24 protein-coding genes and 1 pseudogene are annotated in these 25,791 nt (G+C 65.8%); 7 read left to right on the forward strand and 18 right to left on the reverse strand.

What is annotated here, in order from left to right; genetic code table 11:
• The 6 genes from AP428_RS06400 to AP428_RS06425 all read right to left on the reverse strand — a co-directional run.
• A partial coding sequence (locus tag AP428_RS06400) for a glycosyltransferase (protein ID WP_054927882.1) occupies positions 1 to 910 on the reverse strand: 910 nt, incomplete at its 3' end.
• Positions 911 to 917: 7 nt separating this feature from the next.
• Positions 918 to 1,985: an asparagine synthase-related protein gene (locus AP428_RS06405; RefSeq protein ID WP_054927883.1), complete on the reverse strand. Its 1,068-nt coding sequence runs from the start codon at positions 1,983 to 1,985 to the stop codon at positions 918 to 920.
• Positions 1,982 to 2,860, reverse strand: a complete 879-nt coding sequence (locus AP428_RS06410) for a radical SAM protein (RefSeq protein WP_054927884.1) — start codon at positions 2,858 to 2,860, stop codon at positions 1,982 to 1,984. Before AP428_RS06410 ends, AP428_RS06405 begins: the two co-directional genes overlap by 4 nt.
• A gap of 1 nt (position 2,861) precedes the next feature.
• Positions 2,862 to 3,860, reverse strand: a complete 999-nt coding sequence (locus tag AP428_RS06415) for a phosphotransferase enzyme family protein (protein WP_011549724.1) — start codon at positions 3,858 to 3,860, stop codon at positions 2,862 to 2,864.
• Positions 3,861 to 4,610, reverse strand: coding sequence for an FkbM family methyltransferase (locus tag AP428_RS06420; RefSeq protein ID WP_011549723.1), 750 nt, complete (start codon positions 4,608 to 4,610; stop codon positions 3,861 to 3,863). It abuts the gene before it with no gap.
• 235 nt (positions 4,611 to 4,845) lie between these two features.
• On the reverse strand, positions 4,846 to 6,438 hold the full coding sequence (locus AP428_RS06425) for an ABC-F family ATPase (RefSeq protein WP_011549722.1): 1,593 nt from the start codon (positions 6,436 to 6,438) through the stop codon (positions 4,846 to 4,848).
• Between the two features lie 169 nt (positions 6,439 to 6,607).
• Here AP428_RS06425 and AP428_RS06430 point away from each other — a divergent pair, with 169 nt between their 5' ends.
• Positions 6,608 to 7,060, forward strand: a complete 453-nt coding sequence (locus AP428_RS06430; RefSeq protein WP_011549721.1) for a lipocalin-like domain-containing protein — start codon at positions 6,608 to 6,610, stop codon at positions 7,058 to 7,060.
• 97 nt (positions 7,061 to 7,157) lie between these two features.
• On the opposite strand, the gene AP428_RS06435 is transcribed toward AP428_RS06430, so the two are convergent.
• Positions 7,158 to 9,455, reverse strand: coding sequence for an AsmA family protein (locus AP428_RS06435; protein WP_011549720.1), 2,298 nt, complete (start codon positions 9,453 to 9,455; stop codon positions 7,158 to 7,160).
• Between the two features lie 152 nt (positions 9,456 to 9,607).
• On the opposite strand from AP428_RS06435, the gene AP428_RS06440 reads away from it, so the two are divergent.
• Together AP428_RS06440 and fetB are read left to right on the forward strand one after the other, a co-directional pair.
• The gene (locus AP428_RS06440) at positions 9,608 to 10,309 is read left to right on the forward strand and encodes an ATP-binding cassette domain-containing protein (RefSeq protein ID WP_011549719.1); all 702 of its coding nucleotides are present in this window, start codon (positions 9,608 to 9,610) and stop codon (positions 10,307 to 10,309) included.
• Entirely contained in the window at positions 10,306 to 11,109 is an 804-nt protein-coding gene (gene fetB, locus AP428_RS06445; protein ID WP_011549718.1) for an iron export ABC transporter permease subunit FetB, read from the forward strand. The genes AP428_RS06440 and fetB overlap by 4 nt, the downstream gene beginning before the upstream one ends.
• 272 nt (positions 11,110 to 11,381) lie before the next feature.
• Here the strand turns inward: fetB and AP428_RS06450 are convergent, their stop codons facing one another.
• A complete protein-coding gene (locus tag AP428_RS06450) occupies positions 11,382 to 11,933 on the reverse strand; it encodes a DUF6013 family protein (protein ID WP_041489573.1) in 552 nt (183 codons plus the stop codon).
• Positions 11,934 to 12,090: 157 nt separating this feature from the next.
• Complete coding sequence (locus tag AP428_RS06455) at positions 12,091 to 13,107, reverse strand: zinc-binding alcohol dehydrogenase family protein (RefSeq protein ID WP_011549716.1); 1,017 nt, start codon at positions 13,105 to 13,107, stop codon at positions 12,091 to 12,093.
• 125 nt (positions 13,108 to 13,232) lie between these two features.
• Here AP428_RS06455 and AP428_RS06460 point away from each other — a divergent pair, with 125 nt between their 5' ends.
• Positions 13,233 to 14,183 (forward strand): LysR family transcriptional regulator, encoded by a 951-nt coding sequence (locus tag AP428_RS06460; RefSeq protein ID WP_054927885.1) that lies wholly within the window; start codon positions 13,233 to 13,235, stop codon positions 14,181 to 14,183.
• Positions 14,184 to 14,351: 168 nt separating this feature from the next.
• Positions 14,352 to 15,197: a phosphoserine phosphatase SerB gene (gene serB / locus AP428_RS06465; RefSeq protein ID WP_006475922.1), complete on the forward strand. Its 846-nt coding sequence runs from the start codon at positions 14,352 to 14,354 to the stop codon at positions 15,195 to 15,197.
• A gap of 87 nt (positions 15,198 to 15,284) precedes the next feature.
• Here serB and AP428_RS06470 read toward each other — a convergent pair whose 3' ends face one another.
• The 4 genes from AP428_RS06470 to rimO form a co-directional block, all read right to left on the reverse strand.
• The gene (locus AP428_RS06470) at positions 15,285 to 16,466 is read right to left on the reverse strand and encodes a cystathionine beta-lyase (RefSeq protein WP_054927886.1); all 1,182 of its coding nucleotides are present in this window, start codon (positions 16,464 to 16,466) and stop codon (positions 15,285 to 15,287) included.
• 114 nt (positions 16,467 to 16,580) lie between these two features.
• Entirely contained in the window at positions 16,581 to 17,123 is a 543-nt protein-coding gene (locus tag AP428_RS06475) for a hypothetical protein (RefSeq protein WP_054927887.1), read from the reverse strand.
• A gap of 119 nt (positions 17,124 to 17,242) precedes the next feature.
• A complete protein-coding gene (locus AP428_RS06480) occupies positions 17,243 to 18,169 on the reverse strand; it encodes a sugar kinase (RefSeq protein ID WP_054927888.1) in 927 nt (308 codons plus the stop codon).
• A 3-nt stretch (positions 18,170 to 18,172) separates the two neighbouring features.
• Positions 18,173 to 19,534 (reverse strand): 30S ribosomal protein S12 methylthiotransferase RimO, encoded by a 1,362-nt coding sequence (rimO, locus tag AP428_RS06485; RefSeq protein ID WP_011549710.1) that lies wholly within the window; start codon positions 19,532 to 19,534, stop codon positions 18,173 to 18,175.
• A 319-nt stretch (positions 19,535 to 19,853) separates the two neighbouring features.
• Here rimO and AP428_RS06490 point away from each other — a divergent pair, with 319 nt between their 5' ends.
• Positions 19,854 to 21,104, forward strand: a complete 1,251-nt coding sequence (locus AP428_RS06490; protein WP_054927889.1) for an IS256 family transposase — start codon at positions 19,854 to 19,856, stop codon at positions 21,102 to 21,104.
• Positions 21,105 to 21,191: 87 nt separating this feature from the next.
• Here the strand turns inward: AP428_RS06490 and AP428_RS36635 are convergent, their stop codons facing one another.
• Positions 21,192 to 21,665, reverse strand: a complete 474-nt coding sequence (locus AP428_RS36635) for a hypothetical protein (protein ID WP_125380630.1) — start codon at positions 21,663 to 21,665, stop codon at positions 21,192 to 21,194.
• A gap of 657 nt (positions 21,666 to 22,322) precedes the next feature.
• Here AP428_RS36635 and AP428_RS06495 point away from each other — a divergent pair.
• A complete protein-coding gene (locus AP428_RS06495) occupies positions 22,323 to 22,577 on the forward strand; it encodes a hypothetical protein (protein ID WP_054927890.1) in 255 nt (84 codons plus the stop codon).
• A 112-nt stretch (positions 22,578 to 22,689) separates the two neighbouring features.
• On the opposite strand, the gene AP428_RS06500 is transcribed toward AP428_RS06495, so the two are convergent.
• The 4 genes and pseudogenes from AP428_RS06500 to AP428_RS06515 all read right to left on the reverse strand — a co-directional run.
• Positions 22,690 to 23,532, reverse strand: coding sequence for a lysozyme inhibitor LprI family protein (locus AP428_RS06500; protein WP_054927891.1), 843 nt, complete (start codon positions 23,530 to 23,532; stop codon positions 22,690 to 22,692).
• Positions 23,533 to 23,944: 412 nt separating this feature from the next.
• Positions 23,945 to 24,511 (reverse strand): polyhydroxyalkanoate synthesis repressor PhaR, encoded by a 567-nt coding sequence (gene phaR / locus AP428_RS06505; RefSeq protein ID WP_011549704.1) that lies wholly within the window; start codon positions 24,509 to 24,511, stop codon positions 23,945 to 23,947.
• A 119-nt stretch (positions 24,512 to 24,630) separates the two neighbouring features.
• A complete protein-coding gene (locus AP428_RS06510; RefSeq protein ID WP_006491801.1) occupies positions 24,631 to 25,371 on the reverse strand; it encodes a 3-ketoacyl-ACP reductase in 741 nt (246 codons plus the stop codon).
• 134 nt (positions 25,372 to 25,505) lie between these two features.
• Positions 25,506 to 25,791 (reverse strand): annotated as a pseudogene (locus AP428_RS06515) (acetyl-CoA C-acetyltransferase); the annotation flags it as partial.

Genomic DNA, 25,791 nt, shown 5'->3' on the forward strand with positions numbered 1-25,791 from the left:
CGCCGCCGTGGCTGACGAACGCGTGCGTGCGCCGCAGCAGCGTCAGTTGCGGCGCGTAACGCACCGCGATCACGCGTTCGTCGCCGGCCGGCAACAGATCCGAATCGACCAGTTCGCCCACCGACAGCACCAGTTGCGCCGGGGTCGCGCGCGTCGCGTCGATCACCTTCGCGAACACCTCCGGGTGGTAGTAAAGCTGGCTGCCGAGCGACATGTAGACGAGCGGGCGATCCGCATCGACGCGCTCCCACGGGAACGCCGTCTCGTCGCCGCGCGGGCCCGACGGCATCGCCGGGCCGACCAGTTCGACGCCGGGCGGCGGCGCGCCCACCAGCGCGTCGGTCGTGAACGCGAGCGTCAGGTGCGGCGACAGCACGTCGCAACCGCGAAAGCGCGCGTCGAGGCCGTAGCGCGCGAACAGCCGCGTGCGTTCCGGTTCGAGCCAGCGCACCGTGCGCAGCAGTTCCGAATCGAGATCGTCCGGCAGCACCGGATTCAGCGAATTGGACATCGAGACCCACGGCAGCCCTTCCAGCTCGGCCGCGATCGCCGCCGCATAGAGCAGCGGGTCGATCACGACCACGTCAGGCCGCCAGTCGCGCAGCACTGTTCGGATGCCGTCCACCTGCGCGGGCGCGAGGTCGATCAGCAACGTGCGGATCCAGTGCCGCAGCCAGTCGGCGTCGCGAATGTTCGCGGCGAAACTCGCGCCGCGCGACAGGTCGTGGCGCTCGGGCGTCTCGCGCGGCCCGACGAACGCGAAGTCGCCGGCGCCGTCGAGCTGTTCGCTGATGTCGGCCGGCGCATAGAACGCGACGTCGCAGCCGGCTGCGCGCAGATGCTGGGCCGGGCCGATGCACGGATTGACGTGGCCCTTCTCGGGCACCACGCAGAACAGGATGCGTTTCATGAGCGGCTCAGGTTGGGCGATGCGCGGCGTCGGAATGAAGGCCATCGAGATGGTCGAGGAGCAGTGTCAGCGTCGTCCACAGCACGCGTTCGGTATCCGCCTGCAGCGCCGGCGCAGCGAGGCCGAGCGCGTCGGCCAGTGCATGCGTGCGGTCGCGATCGAGCAGCGTCGCGAGATCCATCGCCGGCGCGAGCCGGCCGCGCTTGGGGCCGTGCACGAGACGCTCCGGCAGATTCAGGCGCGCACCGAGCTCGCGCAGGCACTGCTTGTTCGGGTCGGGCGCGAGGCTGGTCAGATGCGCGACGACGGCCGCATCCACGAACGGCGGATGCAGCTCGACCGATGCCTCGTCGAACAACGCGTGGCACAGCGGCAGATAGTTGGCCGATACGTCGCGGCGCAATACCTGATCCGCGCCGTCGCCGGTAATCGCCACTTCGACGCCGTCCGCCGCCATCGCGTCGGCCAGCAGCAGCTTCGCGACCGGATGCAGGTTGAACATCGGTTCCTCGACCGCGTACGTCGTTCTCGGCAGCGCCGTGATGAAATCGGCCTCGTTCGCGCGCACGATCCTCACGTTCGCCTGCATCTGCGTGGCGAGTTCGAGCGCCGCGTCGAGTTCGCAGTAATCGGGCATGTCGGTCGCGAGGATGTAGGCCGTCACGTGCCGCAGTGCGCCGAGCTCACGCAACAACGCAAGCAGCAGCGCCGAATCGAGCCCGCCGCTCAGCGCCAGCGCGACGCGCTTGCCGCTGTCGAGCGCACGTTGCAGCGACGCGCGCAGCACGGCGTCGAGATCGGCTTGCCGCGGCCGCTCGGGCGCCGGCTGCACCGTCAGCCCTTGCGGCGACCGGCTCAGTGCGTGGCCGGGCGGCACCGCGAGCACGTCGCGCAGCACGGTGCGGCCGACCAGACGCTCGCCGCTCAGGTAGCCCGCGATGGCGGCCGTGTCCGGCGCGCCGGCCGGGTGCTCCGACGCCCGCAATACGGCGCGGATACCGGACGCCGACACGCCGCTGCGCGGATGGTAGTGCAGACGATCGAAACCGAACGGGTCGCGCGTACCGACGATCATGGATAACGAGCCTTCAAGGTGTCCACTTCAATGCGTTTGAGGATGCGATGCGGCGCCACCGGCGCGCTGCCGCCCTGGCAATGCAGGCACGCTTCGAGCGGCGTCTCGCGTTGCAGATAGGCGAGCATCGCGTCGAGCATGCCCGCGTCGTCGCGCAGCGGCAGGCCGTCGGCCTGAAAATCCTTGTCGCCCTTGTACAGCGTATGGAAATGCGCGGGACGCGTGCACGTGTAGAACATGCCGTCGCGAATCATATGGCAGCGCTCGCGAATCCAGCAATCGTGATACAGGCGCTGGGCTTCGTCGCGATCCGTGCCAGGTTGGGCGCGGTTCATCGTCGTGAACACGTCCTGTACCTTCCAGTTCAGACGCACGTCGAAGCGCGCCGCCTGGCGCTCGACATGCGCGACCAGGTCGGCGGAAAGCGCCGGCTTCGGATAGCGCGAGATCGTCAGCGCATCCACCGCTTGCCAGAACGCGTCGGGCATCTCGCCGAGTTTCAGGCCGTTCGTCGTGACCGAGATCACGGGTGCGATGCCGGTCGCGCGTACGCGCTCGATCATTTCAACGAGCGCCGGATGCAGCAACGGTTCGCCACCGACCAGCTTGAACATGCGCGGGCGCAACACTTTCGCGGCCTTGCGCAGATCGGCTTCGATCGATTCGGGGCTCGCATGCCACTCGGGCAACAGCGGCGACAGCGAGCAGCATTCCGCGCAGGTCAGATTGCAGTGATCGACGATATGCGCTTCCAGCGAGCGCGTCTGGATGCGCCCGTCCTCGACGCGGTAATCGCGATCCAGCGGCGGCGGAAACACGTGCTGCCGCTCGCCGGGCGGCGGCGGATTCGGGATCTCGTTCGGATTCGCACTCACATCAGCTTCCTGTTTCCACGCAGCGGGAAAAGAAATCTATTAGACGGTCACGCGCGTTCACCATCGCGGACGCCATCGTCACCGCACCGTTCAGATGCGATGCGAAGCGCGATGGATCGTCGAGCCAGCCCTGCACGATCCAGAGCTTGAGCGCGTGCTGCAAGCAGGCGGCATCGACTGCCCACGCGATGTACGCCGGATTCACGGGCCGTACCCGCTGGTACGCATGCACGAACGCTTGCGCGAGGTGCGGTGCTTCCAGCGGCAAATGATTCAGGCAGCGCACCAGCTCGTATTCGCGCGGTGCGCCGATCGACGCTTCCCAGTCGAGGATCAGCGGCGGCAGCGCGCCCGTGAACAGATAGTTGAACTGGTTGTAGTCGTTGTGGATCGGGTGCTGCGGATCGTCGGCGGGAAACGCATCGATGCTGCCCGGATAGTAGCGGTCGAGCATACGCAGCGCGAGATCGACGTAGCGGCGCAGATTCGCGGCACCGGTGACGTTCGCATCGGCTCGATCAAGTGCATCCAGCAGGCTGCGGCGTACCGCGTCCGCATCGATCGAGGTGAGCCGCGCGCGGATCGTATCGGGCGACGGCAGAGGCAATCGTTCAAGGCTCAGGTGCAACGCGGCCAGACTCGCGCCGAGCGCGTCCCATTCGGTTGGCGAGAACGTATCGTAGGTTTTGAATTGCCCGGCTTCCCAGCGCGTCAGCATCGCGTGAGAATTTTGTCCTGACCACAGCGATGCATCGGATCGCGTGCGCTTCAGCGTCTGCACATGGAAGCGAGTATCGCCGTGCGTTTCCAGATGCGCGAGGACGGCGGTTTCCTTGACTGCGCGCGGATGGTGCTCAAGCGCATAGAGCTTGACTGCCACGCCTGCGCCGCCGTCGGTCGGCAGACGCCACACGCGTTCGCTGACCTGCGTCGGTGGCCCGCTACGAGCGAGCCCATAGGCATCGCGAATCTCGTCGAAAGTGACGGCGAGCGAATCCATTCAGATGTGCTCGGCCGGCCCGTGCCGATACGGATGACCGGTCAGGAACGTGTTGTGTCCGACGTAGCGCAGCTTGTACATCGCCGGTCGGAACAACACCGACGGATCGTTGTTCGCGATGCCGAGCAGCGGGTACAGGTCGCGTCGCACGAAGAACGCGTTGTTGCCCATGTCGTCGCAGCAAACGAGCTCATAGCCCTTCTGCCTGCCGAGATGCACGAGCGATTCGAGGCTCGCGCCGTAATAAGTCGAGCCGTCCCATTCGTGGTCCGGATTGAAGCACATGACCCAGCGCTCGGGCGGCGTGTAGTACGGGTTGTATTCGATCACGACGATGCGCGGCTGGAACGCCTGCAGGCCGCGCCATACCCAGTAATCGTTACCGTCGATGTCGATCGACAGCAGGTCGAAGTCGGTCGGTACGTTCGCGTCGACGAGCAGTGGGTCGACCGTGTCGGGCTGGACGCGATCGTGGTGCAGGCGGACACGTTCCACGCCCGCGTAGTGCGCGGCGAGCTTGCCGAACCGGTATGCGCTGCCTTCCACCAGTACGCCGGCCCAATCCTGTTCGCGTAGCAGCCGCGCGGTATTGCTGTTGCGCAGGCCGTCGCTCGCGCCGATATCGACGCAGAAGCGGTTGGTCGGCGCGATCCGCTCCATCAGGCGCGACAGGATGCCCTCCTCGGTGCCCTGCGCGTACAGGCTGGGCGCAAGGCCGGACAGGTCGAGCGGGAGAGGATGATCCTGCATCGAAGGCGGCTCCGGGGCGAAATGGGGAATGATGGGCGGTGTTCGGTGGGTAATTTACCTGAAGTCGATTGAGCAGGGGAAACTGGGATGTCCAGCATCGGTGGAGTTTGCCGCGGTGGAAATGAAAAAGCCCGCATCGACATTGCTGTCAATGCGGGCCTTTAGCGCTTCTGGCGGTTCGCTCCGCGCGATGATGCCTAAGCTGGACCCACGACCGGAGAAAACCTCAGGACACTTACTCCTGCCCCTGACTCGTCAGGAACTCCTCATAATTCCCGCCGAAGTCGAACAGCGTCCCGTCCGTCTTCACTTCGATGATCCGGTTCGCCAGCCCGCTCACGAACTCGCGGTCGTGCGACACGAAAATCAGCGTGCCTTCGAACTGCTCGAGCGCGATCTGCAGCGACTCGATCGACTCCATATCCATGTGGTTGGTCGGCTCGTCCATCAGCAGCACGTTGTGGCGGCCGAGCATCAGCTTGCCCCAGATCATGCGGCCCTTCTCGCCGCCCGACAGCACCTTCACCGATTTCTTGATGTCGTCCGACGAGAACAGCAGGCGGCCCAGCGTGCCGCGCACCATCGTTTCGTCGTCGCCGTCCTTGCGGTACTGGTCGATCCAGTCCATCAGCGTGATGTCGTTCGGGAACTCCTCGTACGTGTCCTGCGGCATGTAGCCGACGTTCGCGTTCTCCGACCACTTCACCGTGCCGTGATCGAGCGGCAGCGCGCCGAGCAGCGAGCGCAGCAGCGTCGTCTTGCCCGCGCCGTTCTCGCCGATGATCGCGATGCGCTCGCCCGGCTGGACCGACAGGTTGAAGTTCTGGAAGATCGTGCGCTCGTACTTCTTGGTGATCTCTTCGGCGACCACCGCGACGTTGTGCAGCTTCTTCTCGAACTCGAAGCGGATGAACGGGTTCTGGCGCGACGACGGCTTGAATTCCTCGATCTTGATCTTGTCGATCTGCTTCGCGCGGCTGGTGGCCTGGCGCGCCTTCGACTTGTTCGCCGAGAAGCGGCGCACGAAGTCCTGCAGCTCGGCCACGCGCTCCTTCGCACGCGTATTCGCCGCGGCCTGACGCTCGCGCGCCTGTGCCGACGCGAGCATGTAGTCGTCGTAGTTGCCCGGCCAGACCTTCAACGTGCCGAAGTCCATGTCGGCCATGTGCGTGCACACCGAGTTCAGGAAGTGACGATCGTGCGAGATGATGATCATCGTCGAGTTGTACTCGTTGAGCGTCTGCTCGAGCCAACGGATCGAGTTGATGTCGAGGTTGTTGGTCGGTTCGTCGAGCAACAGCACGTCCGGCTTCGAGAACAGCGCCTGCGCGAGCAGCACGCGCAGCTTCCAGCCCGGCGCGACGTCGGCCATCGTGCCGTTGTGGAACTTCTCCTCGATGCCGATGCCGAGCAGCAGCGCGCCCGCGCGCGCCTCGGCGTCGTAGCCGCCGTATTCGGCGAACTTGCCTTCGAGTTCGGCCGCGTGCATGTAGTCGTCGTCGGTGGCGTCCGGGTTCGCGTAGATCGCGTCACGCTCGGTCATCGCGGCCCACATCTCGGTGTGGCCCATCATCACGACGTCGAGCACGCGCACGTCTTCGTACGCGAACTGGTCCTGGCGCAGCTTGCCCAGGCGGACGTTCGGCTCCAGCGCGACGTTGCCGGCGCTCGGCTCGAGGTCGCCGCCGAGGATCTTCATGAAGGTCGACTTGCCACAGCCGTTCGCGCCGATCAGACCGTAGCGGTTGCCCTCGCCGAATTTGACCGAGATATTCTCGAACAAGGGCTTCGGCCCGAATTGCATCGTGATGTTGGCAGTAGAAAGCACGGCAGGTCCCGTAAGAGAGAAATCGACGGAAAACCGTGTATTTTAGCAGGTGTCGGAGAAACTGCCGACCGCACCGCCCCGGCGGCGTATTCCCGGCCCTCAGCCGCGGCGCCCGCCGGCCCGTCAACACGACGGCACGCGCCCCACCGCCGTCCTACCGGAATCCCGCATGCTCGCCAGCCAGCTTCGTGAACAACTCGTCGGCGCGTGGCGCCTCGTGTCCTACGAAATCCGCCCGCGCGACGGCGGGACCGTCACCTATCCGCTCGGCCGCGACGCGCGCGGCTGGATCCTCTACACGCCCGACGGCTACATGTCCGCGCAGTTGATGGCGGCCGGCCGCCCGCCGTACGCCGACGGCGACCTGCAGGGCGGCAGCGTCGAGGAGCGTGCGGCCGCGGCCCGCGGCTACATCGCGTATTCAGGCCCCTTTAATGTCGACGACGACGGCACGTTGACTCATGAAATGGACGTCAGCCTGTATCCGAACTGGATCGGCAACGTCCAGCAGCGTGTCGTCAGCCTGGACGGCGACCGGCTGCAACTCGGCACCGCCGGGCCAGTGCGGATCGGCGGCCGGGAGGTCGAACCGGTGATCGTCTGGGCGCGCGCGCGCCGCTGAGCACCTCGGCGGCGCCGCACGGCCAGCGCTCAGCCGGTCGCGGCAACGATGCCGAGCCGCCGCACCGCGGCACAAGCCGCTCCGACGGCTGCGCGCATCACTTGCCGGCCTTCTTGGCCGCTTTCTGCGCCGCCTGCGCCTTCATCTGCCCGAACAGTTCCGAGCACGGCACGTCGCGGTTGTTGCTCGGCGCGATCAGCGGGATCAGCGCCGCGAACGGGTTGATCAGCCCGAGCCCGACCATCGCGCCGGCGCGCAGCGCGAGCGCGCCCGCATCGACGCCGACCTTCGGGTTCTTGAACGTGCCCTTCGCATACAACGGCGAGCGCAGCGAGAAGATCCGGAAGCCCTTCGTGTGCGGATGGATCTTCAGGTCGAGCGATTCGTCGCGCAGGTTGATCGGGCCGTCGACGTTGATGAGCGCGTCGTCGGTATCGAGCGCGAAGACCTTCGGGTCGAGCATGCCGTCGGTCGCGACGAAATCGATCGCCGCGCAATTGATGTTGACGTCGCGGTTGCCGAACAGTTTCTCGTAGACGACGTTCGCGACGTTCAACCCCGCGGCCTCCATCAGCAGGCGGCTGATGCGACCGTTGGTGATGAGCGCCTTCACTTCGCCGGTCGACGTCGCCGCGAGCGCGGCCGGCGAATTGCCCGTTGCCGACAGCGACGCGTCGCCGTTGATTTCGCCGAACGCCGACTGCATCACCTTCTGCGTCGGGAACAGCTGCTTGAGCTTCAGATGCCGCGCGGCCAGCGTGAAGCGGCCCTTGAGCGGCGTGCGGCTGCCGTCGAGATGCGCATTCGTCGCGAGCGTGCCGCCCGCGACGCCGAACTGCAGCGGCTCCAGCGTCAGCACGCCGTCCTGCATCAGAATGTGCGTGTACAGGTTGGTGATCGGCAGGTCCGCGCTCTTGATCAGCTTGCGGCCGGTGAACTTCACGTCTGCATCGATCGCGCTCCACCGTTCGGTGCGGAACGCCGCGACCGGCAGCACGCGGTCGGGCGGCTGGCGCGTCGTGTCGCCGCGCTTCTTCTTGCTCGCGGCCGAGTCGGCGCCGATCACCGGCGCGAGATCGGAGAACTGCAGCAGGTTCGACACGAGTTCGCCCGACAGCTTCGGCCGCGGCTCGCGCTGCGCCCAGGTGAGCGTGCCGCCGAGATCGCTGCCGCCGACGCGACCGTTGAAGTTCTCGTAGCGGAAGGTGCTCGCATTCGGCTTGAAGTTGCCGATCAAGCGCCCTTCGGTCGCGTAAGGCGGCGTATCGGGCAGCGTGATGCCGGTGAGCTGGTAAAGGTGCGACATCGACGTGCCCTGCAGCCACAGCCGCAGGTCGAGCGCCGCGAGATGCCTCGGATCGGTCAGCGTGCCGACAATCGCGAGCCGCGTATCGCCCGCCTTCACGTCGGCCTGCAGCGGGAACGGCTGCGACGTATCCTGGATCGCGAGCACGCCGCCGACCTTGCCGGTGCCGCTGATCGGCACGTTCTTGTAGCGGCCGTCGACCTTCAGCCCGAACGCGTAGGTGGGGCCGGACGGCTTCGCGGGCGCCGCGGCGCCGCTCGCGCCGGACGCGGCAGCGGCCGCCGACGCGGAAGGCGCGGACGAAGCGGATGAACCGGACGAACCTGACGCAGCCGAAGCAACGCCGCTCGCAGCCGACGCACCCGAGGCCGCGACCGCACTCGCCCCCGACTCGCCCGACGCGGCTTGCGCATCGGCCTTCGCGCCCAGTTGCGCGGCGCCATGCTTGCCGACGCGCTGCGCCGACGCCGCACGCGAGGTCTGCTCCTGCTCCTTCAGCACGTCGCCGAGCGGAATCGGCTGCCCGAGCGTATCGATCGCGACGGTCAGGTCGGCCTTCGTGATCGCATCGCGATACGTGACGGTGCCCTTCGCGAAACCGAAGCTGTCGAGCCGCACCTTCCACCGCGAAGGCTGCGACGATTGCTTGAACTGGAAGGTCCACGTATTGCTGCCGTCCGCGCGCCGTTCGAGATCGACGGCAGGATTCACGACGTCGATCGACGGGATGACGATTTCATGCGCCAGCAGCGGCAGGAGCGCGAGATCGAAGTGCGCGGCATCGAGCGTGACGAACTTGGGCGCCTGCGCCCAGTCGGGATTGCCGATCTCGAGTTGCGTGGCGGAGAAGCTCGGCCAGGGCACCCATGCACGCCAGCCGGTCTCGCCATCGGGACGACGCCAGCCGACCTTGAGATCGCCGTTGATCGCGAACGGGCGGCCGAGCGCGGTACTCACCTGTTCGTTGACCCACGGTTTCGCGCGGTTCCAGTCGAACGTGAAGATAAAGATGCCGGCCGCCGCGATGAGCACCGCGACGATACCGACGATCCATGCAGCCGATTTGCCGATGGCTCGGGTTAGCGTCATGGCGGTTCCGTTGTTGTTCTGAAGCGTTGCCGCGCCATGCCGGGCCGCTTGCGTGGACGAACGGCGCACGACAACTGCGGCTTTTCAATCGGTATTATGGCGCACGACATGGCGGCCTTTCGGCGCCATTAACGCTTTTTTTCACTTTTGACATGACCTCCCCCACCGGCCTCATCGACGCGCAGCACATCACGCGGCGCGACGCCAGCAGCGGCAAGACGCTGCTCGCCCCGACCGATTTCAGCCTCGCCGCGGGATCGCGAATTGCTATCACCGGGCCATCCGGGTCGGGCAAGAGCGTGCTGCTGCGCGCGCTCGCGCTGCTCGATCCGCTCGACGGCGGTCACATCCTGTGGCGCGGCCGGCGGATCCGGCGCAGCGCGATTCCGCGCTATCGGCGCAGCATCGCCTATGTCCGCCAGCGCCCCGCGCAGATGGACGGCACCGTCGAAGCGCAGTTGCGCTACCCGTATTCGCTCGCGATCTATCGCGACGTCGCGTTCGACCGCGCCCGCGCCGAAGCGCTCGCCGCGCAGGCCGGCCGCGGCGCCGGTTTTCTCGACAAGCGCGCGAGCGACCTGTCCGGCGGCGAAGCGCAGATCACCGCGCTGCTGCGCGTGCTGCAACTCGATCCCGACGTCCTACTGCTCGACGAGCCGACCTCCGCCCTTGATCCCGAATCGGCGCGCGCGATCGAAGCGCTCGTCGGTGCGTGGTTCGACGCGGCGCCCGATGCGCGCGCCTACATGTGGATCTCGCACGATCCGGCCCAGGCCGCGCGAATCGCCACGATGCGGCTCGTGATGCAGGCCGGCGTCCTGCACGCGGCCAACCCGACGGAGGCTGCGCAATGAGCCCGGCACTGCAGGACCTGAGCCTCGTCGACGTCGGCATCGCCGCCGCGCTCGTCGCCGTCAACGGTGCGATCTCGGCGGCGCTGTCGCTCGGCCTCGGCCGCAAGCTCGCGCTCGCGGCGGTGCGCACCGTCGTGCAGTTGCTCGCGATCGGCTACGTGCTCGGCTGGGTGTTCGGCCATCCGCACTGGTACGTCGTGCTGCCGCTCACCGCGCTGATGACGCTGATCGCCGGTTTCGCCGGCGCGGGGCGCGGCAAGCGCACGTATCGCGGCCAGCGCATCGACAGCATCGCGTCGATCTGGTTCAGCAGCTGGTTCGTCGCGGCGGTCGGCCTGTTCGTCGTGATCCGCATCCATCCGTGGTTCGCGCCGCAATACGCGATCCCGATCCTCGGGATGATTCTCGGCAATACGCTGACCGGCGTATCGCTCGGCGTCGAGCGGATGATGGAAGAGCTCACGGCGCGCCGCGATCGTGTCGAAACCGCGCTCGCGCTCGGCGCGACGCGCTGGGAGGCCGCGCAGGATGCCGCGCGGCAGGCCGTGCGCGCCGGCATGCTGCCGACGCTGAACCAGATGGCGGTGGTCGGCGTCGTGAGCCTGCCGGGCATGATGACGGGCCAGGTGCTGGCCGGCCAGTCGCCGCTGCAGGCCGTGCGTTACCAGATCGTGATCATGTTCCTGATCGCCGCGGCGTCCGCGCTCGGCACCGTGGGCGCGGTGCTGATGACCTATCGCCGGCTGTTCTCGGCCGATCACCGTTTCCTCGCTTCGCGGCTCGAAGAGCGCACGCGGTGACGCGCGGCGGCGCGCGCTGCGCGGTCAGCACGCGCCTGCGACGTTTCATCGGAACGTGATGATCGGGAGGACGGAATGCGGGCGCGCATGACGTGACATCCGCATGACGTCGTGCAGCGCCGTTGCACGGCTGTGGCACCGTACCGCGAAGCAGGCAGCGGCACGCGTTGCAACGGCGGCACGACAGGCGCTGCTCGCGTGCCGCCCTGCTCGTGCCGCCCATCGAACCGGTTGCGCGCGCACCGAACGAAACGCCGGCCCGCGCGTGCCGCTCAATGCTTGATCGACACCGTCACCCGGGTGCCGTCGCTCATCGACACGGATTTCGACCCGCCGTTGGTCGGAATCGACACCCACTTCACCTGGCTTACCGACACGACGTCCGGACACTGCAGCGACTTGCCCCCGGCCGTCACGCCGCGCGTGCCCTTCGGCGCGGCCGCCTGGAAGCTCAACTGCACGTTGGCGACACCCTTGGCGTCGACCGACGGTGCGAGCCGCACCTGGGTCTGCCGCACCATCGCGCCGTTCGCGTCGCGCGGCAGGTTGTCGGCGTTCGGGCAGCCGTCCGGCATCGCGACCGCGCCGCTCGGCGGCACCGACTTCCAGTTGAAATCGTCCGTCTCGCCCGAGCGGATCTTGCGGGTCTCCTGCGTATTGCCGAAGGTCTTCGAGTCGACCTTGACGGTGTATTCGAGCTGTCCCGTCCCGCCGCCCTTCAGGCTGCCCTTGACCGGTGGCGCCGCGAATACGCTCGCGCTGACGCACGCCGCCGCGAACACGACCGACCACGATGCGGCGACTGACAAGCTGCGTTGGCTCATGCTGACCTCCTTGTAATGCGGCGGCACGCGCGTGCCGCGCGGTTTTCGATGCATGATGCGCTGCCAGTCTACCGCCAAGCGCGGTGCAATGCGCCGCAAACGCATCGGGTGTTACCCCGCTTGCATTCGCGGCGCCGCAACCTTACGCGCTCCGCGCTCAGAAACCGCTGAGCACCAGCTTGCCGATCGCGCGCCCGCCCTCGAGCATCTGATGCGCGCGCCGCACGTTCGCCGCGTTGATCGTGCCGAGCTGTTCGCCGAGCGTCGTGCGCAGCGTGCCGGCGTCGACGAGCCGCGCCACTTCGCCGAGGATCTTGTGCTGCTCGATCATGTCCGGCGTCTCGAACATCGCACGCGTGAACATGAATTCCCAGTGAAACGCCGCGCTCTTCGCCTTCAGCAATTCGACCGGCACCGGCTTCGCGTTCTCGACGATCGTGCAAATGCCGCCCTGCGGCCGGATGACTTCCGCTGCAGCCGGGAAATGATGGTCGGTATCGTTGAAGATCAGCACGTGGTCGACGCTCGGATGGCCGGCCTCGCGCAACTGCGCGGGCAGGTCGCCGAAATGGTCGACCACCGCATCCGCGCCGAGCGCGCGCACCCATTCGGCCGACGCCGGCCGCGACGCGGTCGCGATCACGTGCAGCTTGCCGAGCGTCTTCGCGAGCTGGATCGCGATCGAGCCCACGCCGCCCGCGCCGCCGATGATCAGCACCGACTTGCCGGCGTCGGCACCCTGCGGCGACACGCGCAACCGGTCGAACAGCGCTTCCCACGCGGTCAGCGCGGTGAGCGGCAGCGCGGCGGCGGCCGCGAAGTCGAGCGTGCGCGGCTTCAACGCGGCGATCCGCTCGTCGACCGCGTGGAATTCGCTGTTCGCGCCGGGCCGCGTGATGCTGCCCGCGTAGAACACTTCGTCGCCGGGCCGGAACAGCGTGACGTCGGCGCCGACCGCGACGACCGTGCCGGCCGCATCCCAGCCGAGCACGCGCGGCGTCTCCTCGACCTGCGGCTTCGGCGCACGCACCTTGGTGTCGACCGGGTTCACGGAAATCGCCTCGACCTTCACGAGCAGATCGTGCGGGCCCGGCACGGGCTGCGGCAGTTCGACGTCGAGCAACGCTTGCGGGTCGTCGATCGGCAGATAACGGGTCAATCCAACGGCTTTCATCTCGATACTCCTTTCAGGGAAATCCGGCAGGCTGCGGCGCAACCTCCATGCGTGCCATCGTAGGCAACCCGATCCTTCGAGAAAACCGCTATATTTCCTGAAACATTTTCAGGAATTTCAGAATAATGACGTCCGATCCAGCGGCTGATCCGATCCCCGCGCCCGACAAGCCGCTCGACCTGCTCGACGTCGCGCTGTTCGTTCGCGCGGCGCTGCTCGCGAACGTCACCGCGGCCGGGCGCGAATTCGGCGTGTCGGCCGCGGTCGCGAGCGCGCGCATCGCCCAGCTCGAACGGCAGCTCGGCGCGCGGCTGCTGCACCGCACCACGCGCCGCATCAGCCTCACGCAGGACGGCGAAGTCTTCATGGCGCGCGCCGACGCGCTGCTGGCGGCCGCCGACGCCGCGCGCGCGTCGGTCGGCCGCGGCCGCAGCGAGCCGTACGGGCGGCTGAAGGTGTCGATGTCGTCGTCGTTCGGCCGCCAGCACGTCGCGCCGGTGATTCCGGCGTTCCTGCGCCGCTACCCGTCCGTGTCGCTCGATCTGCGGCTGTCCGACGAGATCGTCGATCTGGTCGACGACGGCTACGACGTCGCGATCCGGCTCGGCGCGCTGAAGGATTCGACGCTCGTCGCCCGCAAGCTCGCCACCAACCGCCGCGTGCTGTGCTGCTCGCCCGCCTATCTCGCCGAACGCGGCACGCCGCGCCATCCGGCCGACTTGACGCAGCACGAATGCGTGATCCTCGGCGACCAGCGCGACTGGTCGTTCGCGACGCCGCAGGGCCCGCTCACGGTGCGGGTCGGCGGCCGGCTCGTCGCGAGCAACGGCGAGGCGATCCGCGAAGCGCTCGTCGACGGCTTCGGGATCGCGATCAAGTCGACCTGGGACGTCGGCCCGTTGCTCGCGAGCGGCGCGCTCGTCAGTGTGCTCGACGACTATCCGTTCGCGGACGACGTCGCGATCTGGGCCGTCTATCCGAGCCGCGCGCACGTACCGCTGAAAACGCTCGCGTTCATCGCGTTCCTGGCCGAGCACTTCGGCGATCCGCCGTACTGGGATCGTGCAAGCGGCTGATCACTACCGCCGCGCGCCCGGTTTCGCGCCGGCGCCGGCGCCCTGCGCGGCCAACCGGCTACAATGGCGCGTTCGCGACGCAACGGCCCGCAGCCGCACGGGGCCCGCGTTCGCAGGCGGCCGCCCGCGGGCCGAGCACGTCATTCATTCGCCTCCCAACCACTCGTCATGACCCACAATCTCGTCATCCAGAGTCTTGCGCCGCTGTCGGACGCCCATCACAAACCGCTGCTCGCGCTGTCGCGCGGCACCCGCGTCGTGCAGACCGACGATCACGCGCTGCGGATCGAAAACGCGAGCCCGGCGCAGCGCCTCGACATCGACGCATACTGCGGCACGCATGCGCTCGATTTCGGCTTCGTCGAGGCCGGCCTCACGCTCGGCGATTTCGGGCTCGCGGTGATGGACATGGATTCGACGCTGATCACGATCGAGTGCATCGACGAGATCGCCGATTTCTGCGGATTGAAAACGCAGGTCGCGGAGATCACCGAAGCGTCGATGCGCGGCGAGATCCGCGATTTCAACGAAAGCCTGACGCGCCGCGTCGCGCTGCTGGCCGGGCTCGACGCGCACGCGCTCGAGCGCGTGTACGAAGAACGGCTGCAACTGTCGCCGGGCGCCGAGACGATGCTGGCGGGCGTGAAGGCTGCCGGCATGAAGACCCTGCTCGTGTCGGGCGGCTTCACGTTCTTCACCGAGCGGCTGAAAGCCCGCCTCGGCCTCGACTACGCGCATGCGAACACGCTCGAGATCGTCGACGGCAAGCTCACCGGCAAGGTGCTCGGCGAGATCGTCAACGCCGACGTGAAGGCGCGCCTGCTGCGCGAGACCTGCGCGTCGCTCGGCCTCGAGCCGCGCCGTGCGATCGCGATGGGCGACGGCTCGAACGACCTGAAGATGATGGCCGAAGCCGGGCTGTCGGTCGCGTTCCACGCGAAGCCCGTCGTGCGCGATGCGGCCACCGTCGCATTCGACCATGTCGGCCTCGACGGGCTGCTGCGACTGTTCTGATTCCGCGGCACCCTCAATGAAAAACGCCGGCGCGATATCGCATCGCGCCGGCGTTTCGCTTTTGTGCCGGACGTTGCCGGCCCGCGATCAGCCGAGTGCGGCCCGCATCGCGCGCTCGATGTCCGCGCGCAGGTCGGCTTCGTCTTCCAGACCCACGTAGAAACGCACCAGCGTGCCGCGATGCGGCCAGTCCGGACGCATCGACGCGACGTCGTAAGGCATCGCGAGGCTGCACGCGCCGCCCCAGCTCCAGCCGATCGCGAACAGCTCGAGCGACTCGACGAAACGGTCGACCTGCTCCGCGCTGTAGCGTTCGTCGAACACCACCGAGAACAGCCCGCCCGCCCCCTTGAAATCGCGCATGAACGACGCGTGCCCCGGGCAGTCGGCGATCTGCGGATGCAGCACCGCGGCGATCTCCGGCCGCGCCTTCAGCCATTGCGCAAGTGCCAGCGCGCTCTTGCTGTGCGCATCGAAGCGCACCTGCATGCTCGGCAGGCTGCGCAGCACGAGCGAGCAATCGTCGACCGACACGCCGATCCCGCAGCGCATCCGCGCGAGCTTCAGCTTCGCGTGCAGTTCCGCGTTCGCGGTGATCGTCGCGCCCATCAGCACGTCGCTGCCGCCCGACTGATACTTGGTCAGCGCCTGCACCGAAATGTCGACGCCGTGCTCGAACGGCTTGAACGCGAGCCCCGCCGAAAAGGTGTTGTCGATCGCGGTGACGATGCCGCGCGCCTTCGCGGCCGCCGTGATCGCGTGCACGTCGGGCACTTCCATCGTCACCGAGCCCGGCGCCTCGAGCCAGATCAGCCGCGTGTTCGGCTGGATCAGCTCGGCGATGCCGGCGCCGATCAATGGATCGTAAAAACGCACGGTAATGCCGAAATCGTTCGCGAGCCAATTGCCGAAATCGGCGTTCGGGCCGTATACGTTATGCGGAACCAGCACGTCGTCGCCCGCTTTCACGATCCCGAAGTAGACGTTCATGATCGCCGCGAGACCCGACGGCTGCAGCAGCGCGTGCGTGCCGCCCTCGATCTCGGCGAGCCGCTGCGCGAGCGCGAGCGACGTCGGCGTCGCATGCAGCCCGTAGCGCCACTGGTTGTCGTCGTGCCAGACCAGCGCGCGCATCGTCGCGAGATCGGGAAACACGACCGTCGACGCGCGCGCGACCGGCGGCACGAACGAGCGGAAGCCTTCCGGAATGACGTCGTCGGGTTGAACGATGCGGGTTTGCAGCGCGCGCTTGGAAGTGGATGCAGTCATGACTTGGAGGCCGGGCACGAGGCCGTTCGGTTGCGGAATATGTCGTTAGAGTAGCCAAAATCGGCGCGGTTGGCCCGGTACAATGCGCGCCGCCCACACCGAGCCAGCACGCGCTCAGTCGTCGGGATGCAGGTTGACGACGACGCCCACCGTCTCGATTTCGCGCACGCGGCCGTCGCGCACTTGCAGCGCCGCGCGCTTGCCAGGCGCCAGGTGCAGCACGACCGGCTGCGGGTCCGATTCGTCCGAGTTCATCCGGTCGGCCTTCAGGTCGCCCGTCGCGTCGAAGCGGCCGATCCATACGCCGGTGATGTTCGTGCCGTCGTTCGACTCCTCGATTTCGAGCGTATCGCCGTCGCGGTCGCCCGCGAGCAGCACGACCTCGCCCGTATCGGCGAACTGGTATTCGCCGTGCACGCCTTCCTCGTCCGTCTTCGGGCCGAGATGCACGACGATCGGCCGGTCGCCAAGCGTGCCTTCGTAGCGCGGCAGGCGGGCGAACTCGGGATTCGGCTTCAGCGGCCGCGCCGGCGCCGGTTCATCCTGCTGCACGCCCGGCACGACCGCCTGCGCGGCGCCCAACCCCGGCATCGCGATGCCCGCCACCAGCGCACCGGCGACGACGAGCGCCCGTTGCCATTCCGAATATCGACCCACCTTGTGTTGCTCCTTGCTTCAGATTCGCCCGGCAATCGCGGACCGTGCCGGGTCGAGACCCGGTTCTTGCGTGACCGCGCAAGCCTGCGCGGCGAAGGCGCCGGCTTGCGTGTGTCGCGTCAGCCCTGCATCAGGCGTTCCACCGCCTCGCGGTGCGGAATCGGCGCGACCGCGCCGTAACCGGTCGTCGACAGCGCCGCCGCCGCGTTCGCATAACGCGCGGCCGCGAACGGATCGTCGCCCGCGACGATCCGCGCGATGAACGCGCCGCCGAAGCAGTCGCCCGCGCCGGTCGCGTCGACGGCCTCGACCGCGAAGCCCGGCACGACGCGCCGCTCGTTCGGCGTCGCGACATACGCGCCTTCCTTGCCGAGCTTCAGCGCGACGACCTGCGGCCCGTGTTCGAGCATCGCGTCGACGATCGCATCGCGATCGTTCGCGCCCGTGAGCGCCGTGACGTCGTCCCAGCTCGGCAGGCAGATGTCGGTCTGGCGCAGCGCCTCGCGCATCACCGCGCGGGCACGCGCCAGCGGCCACAGCTTCAGGCGCAGGTTCGTGTCGAAGCTGACTTTCGCGCCGTGGCGACGCGCATGGTCGATCGCCGCGAATGCCGCGTCGCACGCTGCCGTGCTGATCGCAAGACTGATGCCCGACAGGTGCACGGCTTTCGCGGCCGCCAGCGCGTCGAGCGGCAAATCGCCCGTCGCATAGCGGCTCGCGGCCGACCCCGCGCGCAGATAGTCGAACTGGTGGCCGTCGGCGCCATGCGTGACGAAATACACGCCGGTCGGCGCCGAGCGGTCGATCCGCACGTACGTCGTATCGACGCGCTCCGACGCCCACATGTCGGCGAGCAGCCGGCCGAACGGATCGTCGCCGATCGCCGACACGAAGCCCGTCGACGCGCCCTGGCGCGCCGCCGCGATGCAGAAGTTCGACGTGTCGCCGCCGAAGCCCTGCAGGAATTCAGGATGCCCCGGCTGCGACTGGTTGAATTCGATCATCGCCTCGCCGAGCGCGAGGATCTCCGGGAATGCAGCGGCCATCGCTTACACCTCGCCCCACAGATCGTGGCCGTCGGCGCCCGTGATCTTCACGGAGACGAAATCGCCGACCTTGTAGCGCTTCGATGCCTTCGCCGCCGGCTCGACGTAGACGACGCCGTCGATCTCCGGCGCATCGGCGGCCGTACGGCCGATGCCGCCTTCCGCGCTGACTTCGTCGATCAGCACCTTGAGCGTCTTGCCGACCTTGCGCTGCATGCGGTTCGCCGACACTTCCTCGGCCACTTCCATGAAGCGCGCGCGACGCTCCTCGCGAACCTCGTCCGGCAGCGCGCCGTCCAGGTCGTTCGCGGTCGCGCCTTCGACCGGCGAATACGCGAAACAGCCGACGCGATCGAGTTCCGCTTCGCGGATGAAGTCGAGCAGCGTTTCGAACTGTTCTTCCGTCTCGCCGGGGAAGCCCGCGATGAACGTGCTGCGGATCGTCAGGTCCGGGCAGATCTCGCGCCACTTCTGCACACGCTCGAGCACCTTCTCGGCGTTCGCCGGACGCTTCATGCGCTTCAGCACTTCCGGATGAGCATGCTGGAACGGCACGTCGAGATACGGCAGCACGTGGCCCTTGAACGCACCTTCGGCCATCAGCGGAATCACTTCGTCGACGCTCGGATACGGATATACGTAGTGCAGGCGCACCCACGCACCGTACTGCGCGGCGAGTTCGCCGAGCGCGGCGACCAGGTCGGTCATGCGCGTCTTGATCGGCTTGCCATTCCAGAAGCCCGTGCGGTACTTCACGTCGACACCGTATGCGCTCGTGTCCTGCGAGATCACGAGCAGTTCCTTCACGCCCGACTTGAACAGGTTCTCGGCTTCCAGCATCACTTCGGCGACCGGACGCGACACCAGATCGCCGCGCATCGACGGGATGATGCAGAACGTGCAGCGGTGATTGCAGCCTTCGGAGATCTTCAGGTATGCGTAGTGACGCGGCGTGAGCTTGATGCCGGCCGCGGGCACGAGGTCGACGAACGGATCGTGCGGCTTCGGCAGGTGCGAATGCACGGCCTGCATCACTTCGCCCACCGCGTGCGGGCCGGTGACCGCGAGCACCTTCGGGTGGACTTCCTCGATCAGGTTCGAGCCGCTCGCGCTCGACTTCGCGCCGAGGCAGCCGGTGACGATGACCTTGCCGTTCTCGGTCAGCGCTTCGCCGATCGCGTCGAGGCTTTCCTGCACGGCTTCGTCGATGAAGCCGCAGGTGTTCACGACGACGAGGTCGGCGCCGTCGTAGCTGCCGGAGATTTCATAACCTTCGGCGCGCAGTTGCGTGATGATCTGTTCGGAATCGACGAGCGCTTTGGGGCAGCCGAGGGATACGAACCCTACTTTGGGGGATTGGGACATCTGGAGTGTGGGGGCGTGGCAGCAAAAGCGTGAGTTTACAGCGATTTAGGGTCCTGCGACCCAAAACGAGCGGTTGGCAGTGGCGATGATCGGCAACTTGAGCACGCTGTTCGCCAGGATGCCGGCAACGAGATGGAGATTGATGCGTCCCTATCACTCGGGGACGAAGGGTTGTCGGCCTACCCTCAGACGGATCTCGCTATACAGCTTCCTGGTGATGACCCGTGCGCGTGAGGCGTCGGACCTGGAGCGCAAGCGAGTGAAAGGGGCCTGTCAGGAATTTCGTGTTTAAGGCATAACATGCTCTCAAGGAGAGTGTATGCCTCGCAAACCGAAAGCCCAGCCGGCGGCTCTGCCGGCGATTCCGGCCGAGCTGCTTGAGCAGTTCGGCAACGGTCCGATGACCGCTGAAGCCATCAATGCCGCGACACTGGCACTCAAGAAGGCGCTGATCGAACGGGCGTTGGGCGGCGAGATGAACCATCATCTCGGCTACCCTGCCGGTGCAGCCAAGCCGACCCACGCCACGAATCAGCGCAACGGCAAAGGTGCCAAGACGGTCCTGACCGAAGACGGTCCGATTCGCATCGAGGTGCCTCGCGACCGCGACGGCAGCTTCGAACCCATCCTGATTCCCAAGCACGAACGACGCTTTACTGGCTTCGACGACAAGATCGTTGCCATGTATGCCCGGGGCATGACCGTGCGCGAGATTCAAGGTTTCCTGCTCGAGCAATACGGCACCGAGGTTTCGCCGGACTTCATCAGTTCCGTGACCGATGAAGTCATGGCCGAGGTGACGGCCTGGCAGGCCCGACCGCTTGAGCCGATGTATCCAGTGGTGTTCTTCGACGCGCTGCGGGTCAAGATTCGCGAAGACGCCGTCGTGCGCAACAAGGCGGTATATCTGGCGCTGGGCGTGCTGCCCGACGGCACCCGGGAGATCCTGGGTCTGTGGATCGAGAACACCGAGGGCGCCAAGTTCTGGATGAGGGTGTTCAACGATCTGAAGACGCGCGGCGTTCACGACATCCTGATCGCCGTAACCGACGGTCTGAAGGGCATGCCCGAGGCCCTGGCGGCAGTATTTCCGGCGACGACGCTGCAAACCTGCATCGTCCACCTGATCCGCAATAGCCTCGATTACGCCAGTTGGAAAGACCGCCGCGGGTTGGCTGCGGCGATCAAACCGATCTACGCAGCTCCCAGTGCAGAAGCCGCTCAGGCTGAACTTGATGCATTTGCAGCGGGTCCCTGGGGCCAGAAATTCCCGACCGTCAGTGGCGCATGGCGCAGCGCCTGGGACCGCGTCATCCCGTTCTTCGCGTTTCCTCCGGGCGTGCGCAAGATCATCTACACGACGAACGCGATTGAAAATATCAACTCTCAGCTGCGCAAGATCATCAAGACCCGTGGCCACTTCCCGACCGACGAGGCCGCCACCAAACTCATCTGGCTGGCCCTGCGCAACATCACGGCGAATTGGGGCAGTGCCGCTCATGACTGGAAGACGGCCATGAACCAGTTCGCTATCCTTTACGCAGATCGATTCGTTCGACCTTCCGTGTAGTTACTCAACCCGCCTTGAACACGGAAATCCTGACACCCCCAGTGAAAGCGGCAAGCGTAAGCCTGCCGCACAATAAAAACCAATTGCTTACTCCTTGCGGATCACCGATTCATTTTTCAATTGAATTGGCACGATCGTACTGTAATACGGCCAAATATAAGGACCACCCGCACCTTGATTCAAGTCCTGATGGATTGCGGTATAACCTTCGATCGCCGGCGGAGAAGAGCTATCGATCACGAGCAGCATGATTGCGGTGATAGGCTTCTTGCCCGCCTCCCCGTTCTTCCATGTCATGTAGATGTATTTCCCGCCCGCCCCCGCCTTCAGATCTTGCGGACTCCAGCTCCAACCCGACGGCGGATTGGATTGAGCCTGGTCATACGCAACGAAATTCAGCGACGTGACCGGATTACCATTACCGCATTGATAACCAATATAGATATACTGACCGCCCACGCCGGTGTTTGTGTCAACAGTAAGGAAATCCCAAGGCGGCTGGTATTGCGGCCCCGGAGTACTTCCCGCTTGAGTCGTAAGTGCATTAATCGGATTTGTCATTTTCAACCCCTCTCTAGGTCTAAGAGACAAATCCAGTATATTTAAAACATACAAATAAGCAATCGCAAATTTGTCGCACCCCCATTCCAACAAAGTTTATTGCATCTTCGTCAATTATGCTTGAATTTGATTATTATTTTAATCGATACAATTTATAAGCGCACACCACATTACGATGACTTTATTCCTCGCGCTCCCGCAGTGATTTACGAATTTGCCATCAAACATATACATCCTTGCAGTGGTTGCGCATCCTGGTCGTCAAGCGATCGCTCCTTGGCCCAAAGCATACGTACACGCGCGCAAGTGAATTGCTATGCGCAGCATGAAACCAGCAACGCCAGGGAACCGCGCCACCTTCTTCATGAAGCAAATGAGAAAAAAAGGGAAATACCTGGCGACGGCGGGACAAAAATCCCGATTCGAGAAATGACACGAAGCGCGTCCACCCACACCATCCCCGGAGCGATGGCCGCATACCGGCCGACGATGGCTACGTCAGGTGCGCGTCGGGACCGAACATCCACTTGCCGGACGGATGCACATATGCATCGCGCGGTCAGTCAAACGTATTGCACAAGAATCCGCACGGATTCGCGAAGCCGCTATGCGAAAATCGCCCCATCCGTTCTCTTCAATCGACCCAACGGGGCTCACATGACTACCCACCTCACGATCGAATTCACCGAACACGCCGCCGAAGCGATCGGCGAACAGACCAGCACCAGCTTTTCCTACGATCAGGGCGCGCACGTCCCGCAACCGGGCGACTTCGTCGAACTCGAAAACTCCCGGCAGACGTTTCTCGTGATCGGCCGCGTGTTCTCGCTCAAGGCCAACTACAGCGCCGTCAAGCTCGTGCTCGACCTGCCGCCGTCGGACGACACTCAGGACTTCGGCCCAGCGCACTGAGTCGCGACTCAGCGCGTCGCGATTGCCACAAGCCGCGTGCGCAATCCCCGCCGACGCAATGAAAAGACCCGTCCGTCATGGCGGGTCTTGCTCGAACACCGAACGCTGCGCGTCAATACGCATCCGGAAACACCGGCGCCGTCAGACACCGGTCGAACCACGCCGCATCGCCGCCATCGCCGAGCGGCCACAATTCGGCATCGAGCTGCGGCAGGCCCGTCACCGGCGCGGGTGTACGGCTCTCGCCGCCGGGCGTCGCGGCACGCACCCATCCCGCCTGCGCGCTGCCGCTGTCGCATGCATGCGCGCCTTGCGCTTCGCAGAACGCCACCGGATGCACCTTCCCGCCATCGGCCGCGCTCACCAGACGATACTGGTAGACCGCGCCGGTCGCCCAGTCCTCGCTCTGGCTGCACACCCGCGCATGATGCTGCACGTGAATCGCGCCGAAACACGCATAGGAAACATGCGCGCCACTCGCATCGTCGGGGATGAAATCGCAGTTTGCATCGAAGCCGGCCAGCGGGCCGCCGCTGTATTTCGCGAGCCACTGCCGTTCAGCCAGTGCTCGCGCGATCAGCCCTTCGCCCGATCGGTCGGCCAGCACGGCGGCACGCCGATCGAAGGCCTTGCGCACTTCGTCGACGGCCAGCCGATGGCCTTCGTAATCGGTATCGAGGCGCTTGTTGCGCGCGTCGAGCCAGCGGCGCTGGCTACGCACCAGCATGCCGCGGATGGCGGCGTCCGGCGCGGCCTTCAGCGCGCCCGCATAGGCTGCATTCAACCGCGCATCGGCCGCGCGCAGCGCGGGGTTCGCGCAAATGCGCTTCTCGATCGGCTGGACGGCTTTCGCGCAATCCATTGCAAAGCTCGGCAAAGCCACGCCGACACCCATCATGAACATCGCAGCAAGACCGGCCAGCCTGCCGGTCGATGCCGTTCGAATCCCTCGCATGCTTTCTCTCAGTCGGTTTGTTTTTCTCGGCCGCTGCGCATCGATGCGGCATCGCACCTCTCGCCCTACGTGGGAACCGCTATCGCGTTCGCCAAAAGCGGCTTCCGTGCAGCGCCGCTTATGGTACGACAGGCGAGCGTCCGCGCGGACACGAACGCGCCCCATCAGGCTCGGCGCGTCGCGGCGTTCATTCGTATGGACTGGATCTCGATCGACTGGAGAACGACGATGCCCGCGCATACCGGGCACGGGCATTCGGTGCCGACGATCCTGGACGACCGTCGGCGATTTCTTCCGGCAGGCGGCAACCGCGCATCGTCGTGCCCGAATGCACGACGGCGACCGACCGCCCCGCTTCGCGGCGCCGACGCCCGACGGCTCGCGCCGCCACAGCCGGCCTGCCGCGAAACCGTTACTTCTTTTCGGGCTCCGGCGCGCCCGGCTGCTTGAACGGGAACGTGCTGAACATCGACTTCGCCTGGTTCTGCATCTGCTCCTGCATCTGCACGAACATGTTCTTCGACTGCTCGATGTAGCTCGTCATCATCCCTTGCATCATCGGCGCCTGCATGTTCATGAACTGCGACCAGACCTCCGGATTCATCGCGTTACCTTCGTAGAGGTTCTTCGATTGATCCGCGAGCTTGTTCTGGATGTCGATGAACGCCTGGATGTTCTTTTCTAGGTACGTGCCCATCATGCCCTGCATCGCATGACCGTAGAAACGGATGATCTGCGACAGCATCGACGACGAGAACATCGGCACGCCACCGCTTTCCTCTTCGAGGATGATCTGCAGGAGAATGCTGCGCGTCAGGTCTTCATTGGATTTCGCATCGACGACCTTGAAATCCTCCTGCTCCAGCACGAGCTGCTTCACGTCGGTCAGCGTAATGTACGTGCTTGTCTCTGTATCGTAGAGCCGGCGGTTCGGGTACTTCTTGATGAGCCGTTCGGCCGTCTTCTTTGTAGTAGTCATGTAACGCCTTTGAGTGCAGCGTAGCGCAAGTGACGAATCCCCGCCGCCCGAATCCGGGAGGCGGGGGCCTTCGGAAAACGCCCGGCTGCGCGGCCACCCGGCCGGCGCAGCCCGGACGCTCAGCCCATGTGCAGGCCGCCGTTCAGCGAGAAGTCGGCGCCCGTCGCGAAGCCGGAATCGTTCGACGCGAGCCACGCGACGATCGAGCCGATTTCCTCGGGACCGCCGAGACGCCGCACCGGGATCGTCGCGACGATCTTCTCGAGCACGTCGGGGCGGATTGCCTTCACCATGTCGGTACCGATGTAGCCCGGCGACACGGTGTTGACCGTCACGCCCTTCGTCGCGACTTCCTGCGCGAGCGACATCGTGAAGCCGTGAATACCGGCCTTCGCGGTCGAGTAGTTCGTCTGGCCGAATTGCCCCTTCTGGCCGTTCACCGACGAAATGTTGATGATGCGGCCCCAGCCACGTTCGACCATCCCGTCGATCACCTGCTTCGTGACGTTGAACAGGCTCGTCAGGTTGGTGTCGATCACGGCGGTCCAGTCTTCATGCGTCATCTTGCGGAACACGACGTCGCGCGTGATGCCCGCGTTGTTGACCAGCACGTCGATCTCGCCGACTTCGGCCTTGACCTTGTCGAACGCTTCCTTGGTCGAGTCCCAGTCGCCGACGTTGCCTTCCGACGCGATGAAGTCGTACCCGAGCGCCTTCTGGTCCTCGAGCCATTTCACCCGGCGCGGCGAGTTCGGGCCACAACCTGCAACCACCTTGAAGCCGTCTTTCGACAGGCGCTGGCAGATGCTGGTGCCGATGCCGCCCATCCCGCCCGTTACGTACGCAATTCGCTGAGACATAAATCTCACTCCATTTTTTGGTTTCGAGAGCTGCCGGAGCCCCCTCTGACTTCACGTGACGCCGGCCGAAGCCGCAATCGGCCGACGCACGGATTCGGTTCGCCGATGGCGAACGGCCGGTTACGGACGGCCGGTTACGGACGCTCGACCGCGAGCGCGACGCCCATCCCGCCGCCGATGCACAGCGACGCCAGCCCGCGCTTCGCGTCGCGCTTGGCCATCTCGTGCAGCAGCGTCACCAGAATCCGGCAGCCCGACGCGCCGATCGGGTGGCCGATCGCGATCGCCCCGCCGTTCACGTTCACCTTCGACGTGTCCCAGCCCATCTGCTTGTGCACCGCCAGCGCCTGCGCCGCGAACGCCTCGTTGATCTCCATCAGGTCCAGGTCGCCTGGCGTCCAGCCCGCGCGCTCCAGCGCG

This window comes from Burkholderia sp. E168m22 (genome assembly GCF_001319805.1).
GTDB lineage: Bacteria > Pseudomonadota > Gammaproteobacteria > Burkholderiales > Burkholderiaceae > Burkholderia > Burkholderia orbicola.

Bases quoted from the DNA above. Each gene is read 5' to 3' on its own strand.
- AP428_RS06490 (WP_054927889.1), top strand. From the start codon at position 19,854: ATGCCTCGCAAACCGAAAGCCCAGCCGGCGGCTCTGCCGGCGATTCCG.
- AP428_RS06405 (WP_054927883.1), bottom strand. From the start codon at position 1,985: ATGATCGTCGGTACGCGCGACCCGTTCGGTTTCGATCGTCTGCACTAC.
- AP428_RS06460 (WP_054927885.1), top strand. From the start codon at position 13,233: ATGACGTCCGATCCAGCGGCTGATCCGATCCCCGCGCCCGACAAGCCG.
- AP428_RS36635 (WP_125380630.1), bottom strand. From the start codon at position 21,665: ATGACAAATCCGATTAATGCACTTACGACTCAAGCGGGAAGTACTCCG.
- AP428_RS06415 (WP_011549724.1), bottom strand. From the start codon at position 3,860: ATGGATTCGCTCGCCGTCACTTTCGACGAGATTCGCGATGCCTATGGG.
- AP428_RS06495 (WP_054927890.1), top strand. From the start codon at position 22,323: ATGACTACCCACCTCACGATCGAATTCACCGAACACGCCGCCGAAGCG.
- phaR (WP_011549704.1), bottom strand. From the start codon at position 24,511: ATGACTACTACAAAGAAGACGGCCGAACGGCTCATCAAGAAGTACCCG.
- AP428_RS06440 (WP_011549719.1), top strand. From the start codon at position 9,608: ATGACCTCCCCCACCGGCCTCATCGACGCGCAGCACATCACGCGGCGC.
- AP428_RS06435 (WP_011549720.1), bottom strand. From the start codon at position 9,455: ATGACGCTAACCCGAGCCATCGGCAAATCGGCTGCATGGATCGTCGGT.
- AP428_RS06420 (WP_011549723.1), bottom strand. From the start codon at position 4,610: ATGCAGGATCATCCTCTCCCGCTCGACCTGTCCGGCCTTGCGCCCAGC.
- serB (WP_006475922.1), top strand. From the start codon at position 14,352: ATGACCCACAATCTCGTCATCCAGAGTCTTGCGCCGCTGTCGGACGCC.
- AP428_RS06430 (WP_011549721.1), top strand. From the start codon at position 6,608: ATGCTCGCCAGCCAGCTTCGTGAACAACTCGTCGGCGCGTGGCGCCTC.
- AP428_RS06450 (WP_041489573.1), bottom strand. From the start codon at position 11,933: ATGAGCCAACGCAGCTTGTCAGTCGCCGCATCGTGGTCGGTCGTGTTC.
- AP428_RS06455 (WP_011549716.1), bottom strand. From the start codon at position 13,107: ATGAAAGCCGTTGGATTGACCCGTTATCTGCCGATCGACGACCCGCAA.
- AP428_RS06470 (WP_054927886.1), bottom strand. From the start codon at position 16,466: ATGACTGCATCCACTTCCAAGCGCGCGCTGCAAACCCGCATCGTTCAA.
- AP428_RS06510 (WP_006491801.1), bottom strand. From the start codon at position 25,371: ATGTCTCAGCGAATTGCGTACGTAACGGGCGGGATGGGCGGCATCGGC.
- fetB (WP_011549718.1), top strand. From the start codon at position 10,306: ATGAGCCCGGCACTGCAGGACCTGAGCCTCGTCGACGTCGGCATCGCC.
- AP428_RS06480 (WP_054927888.1), bottom strand. From the start codon at position 18,169: ATGGCCGCTGCATTCCCGGAGATCCTCGCGCTCGGCGAGGCGATGATC.
- AP428_RS06500 (WP_054927891.1), bottom strand. From the start codon at position 23,532: ATGCGAGGGATTCGAACGGCATCGACCGGCAGGCTGGCCGGTCTTGCT.
- rimO (WP_011549710.1), bottom strand. From the start codon at position 19,534: ATGTCCCAATCCCCCAAAGTAGGGTTCGTATCCCTCGGCTGCCCCAAA.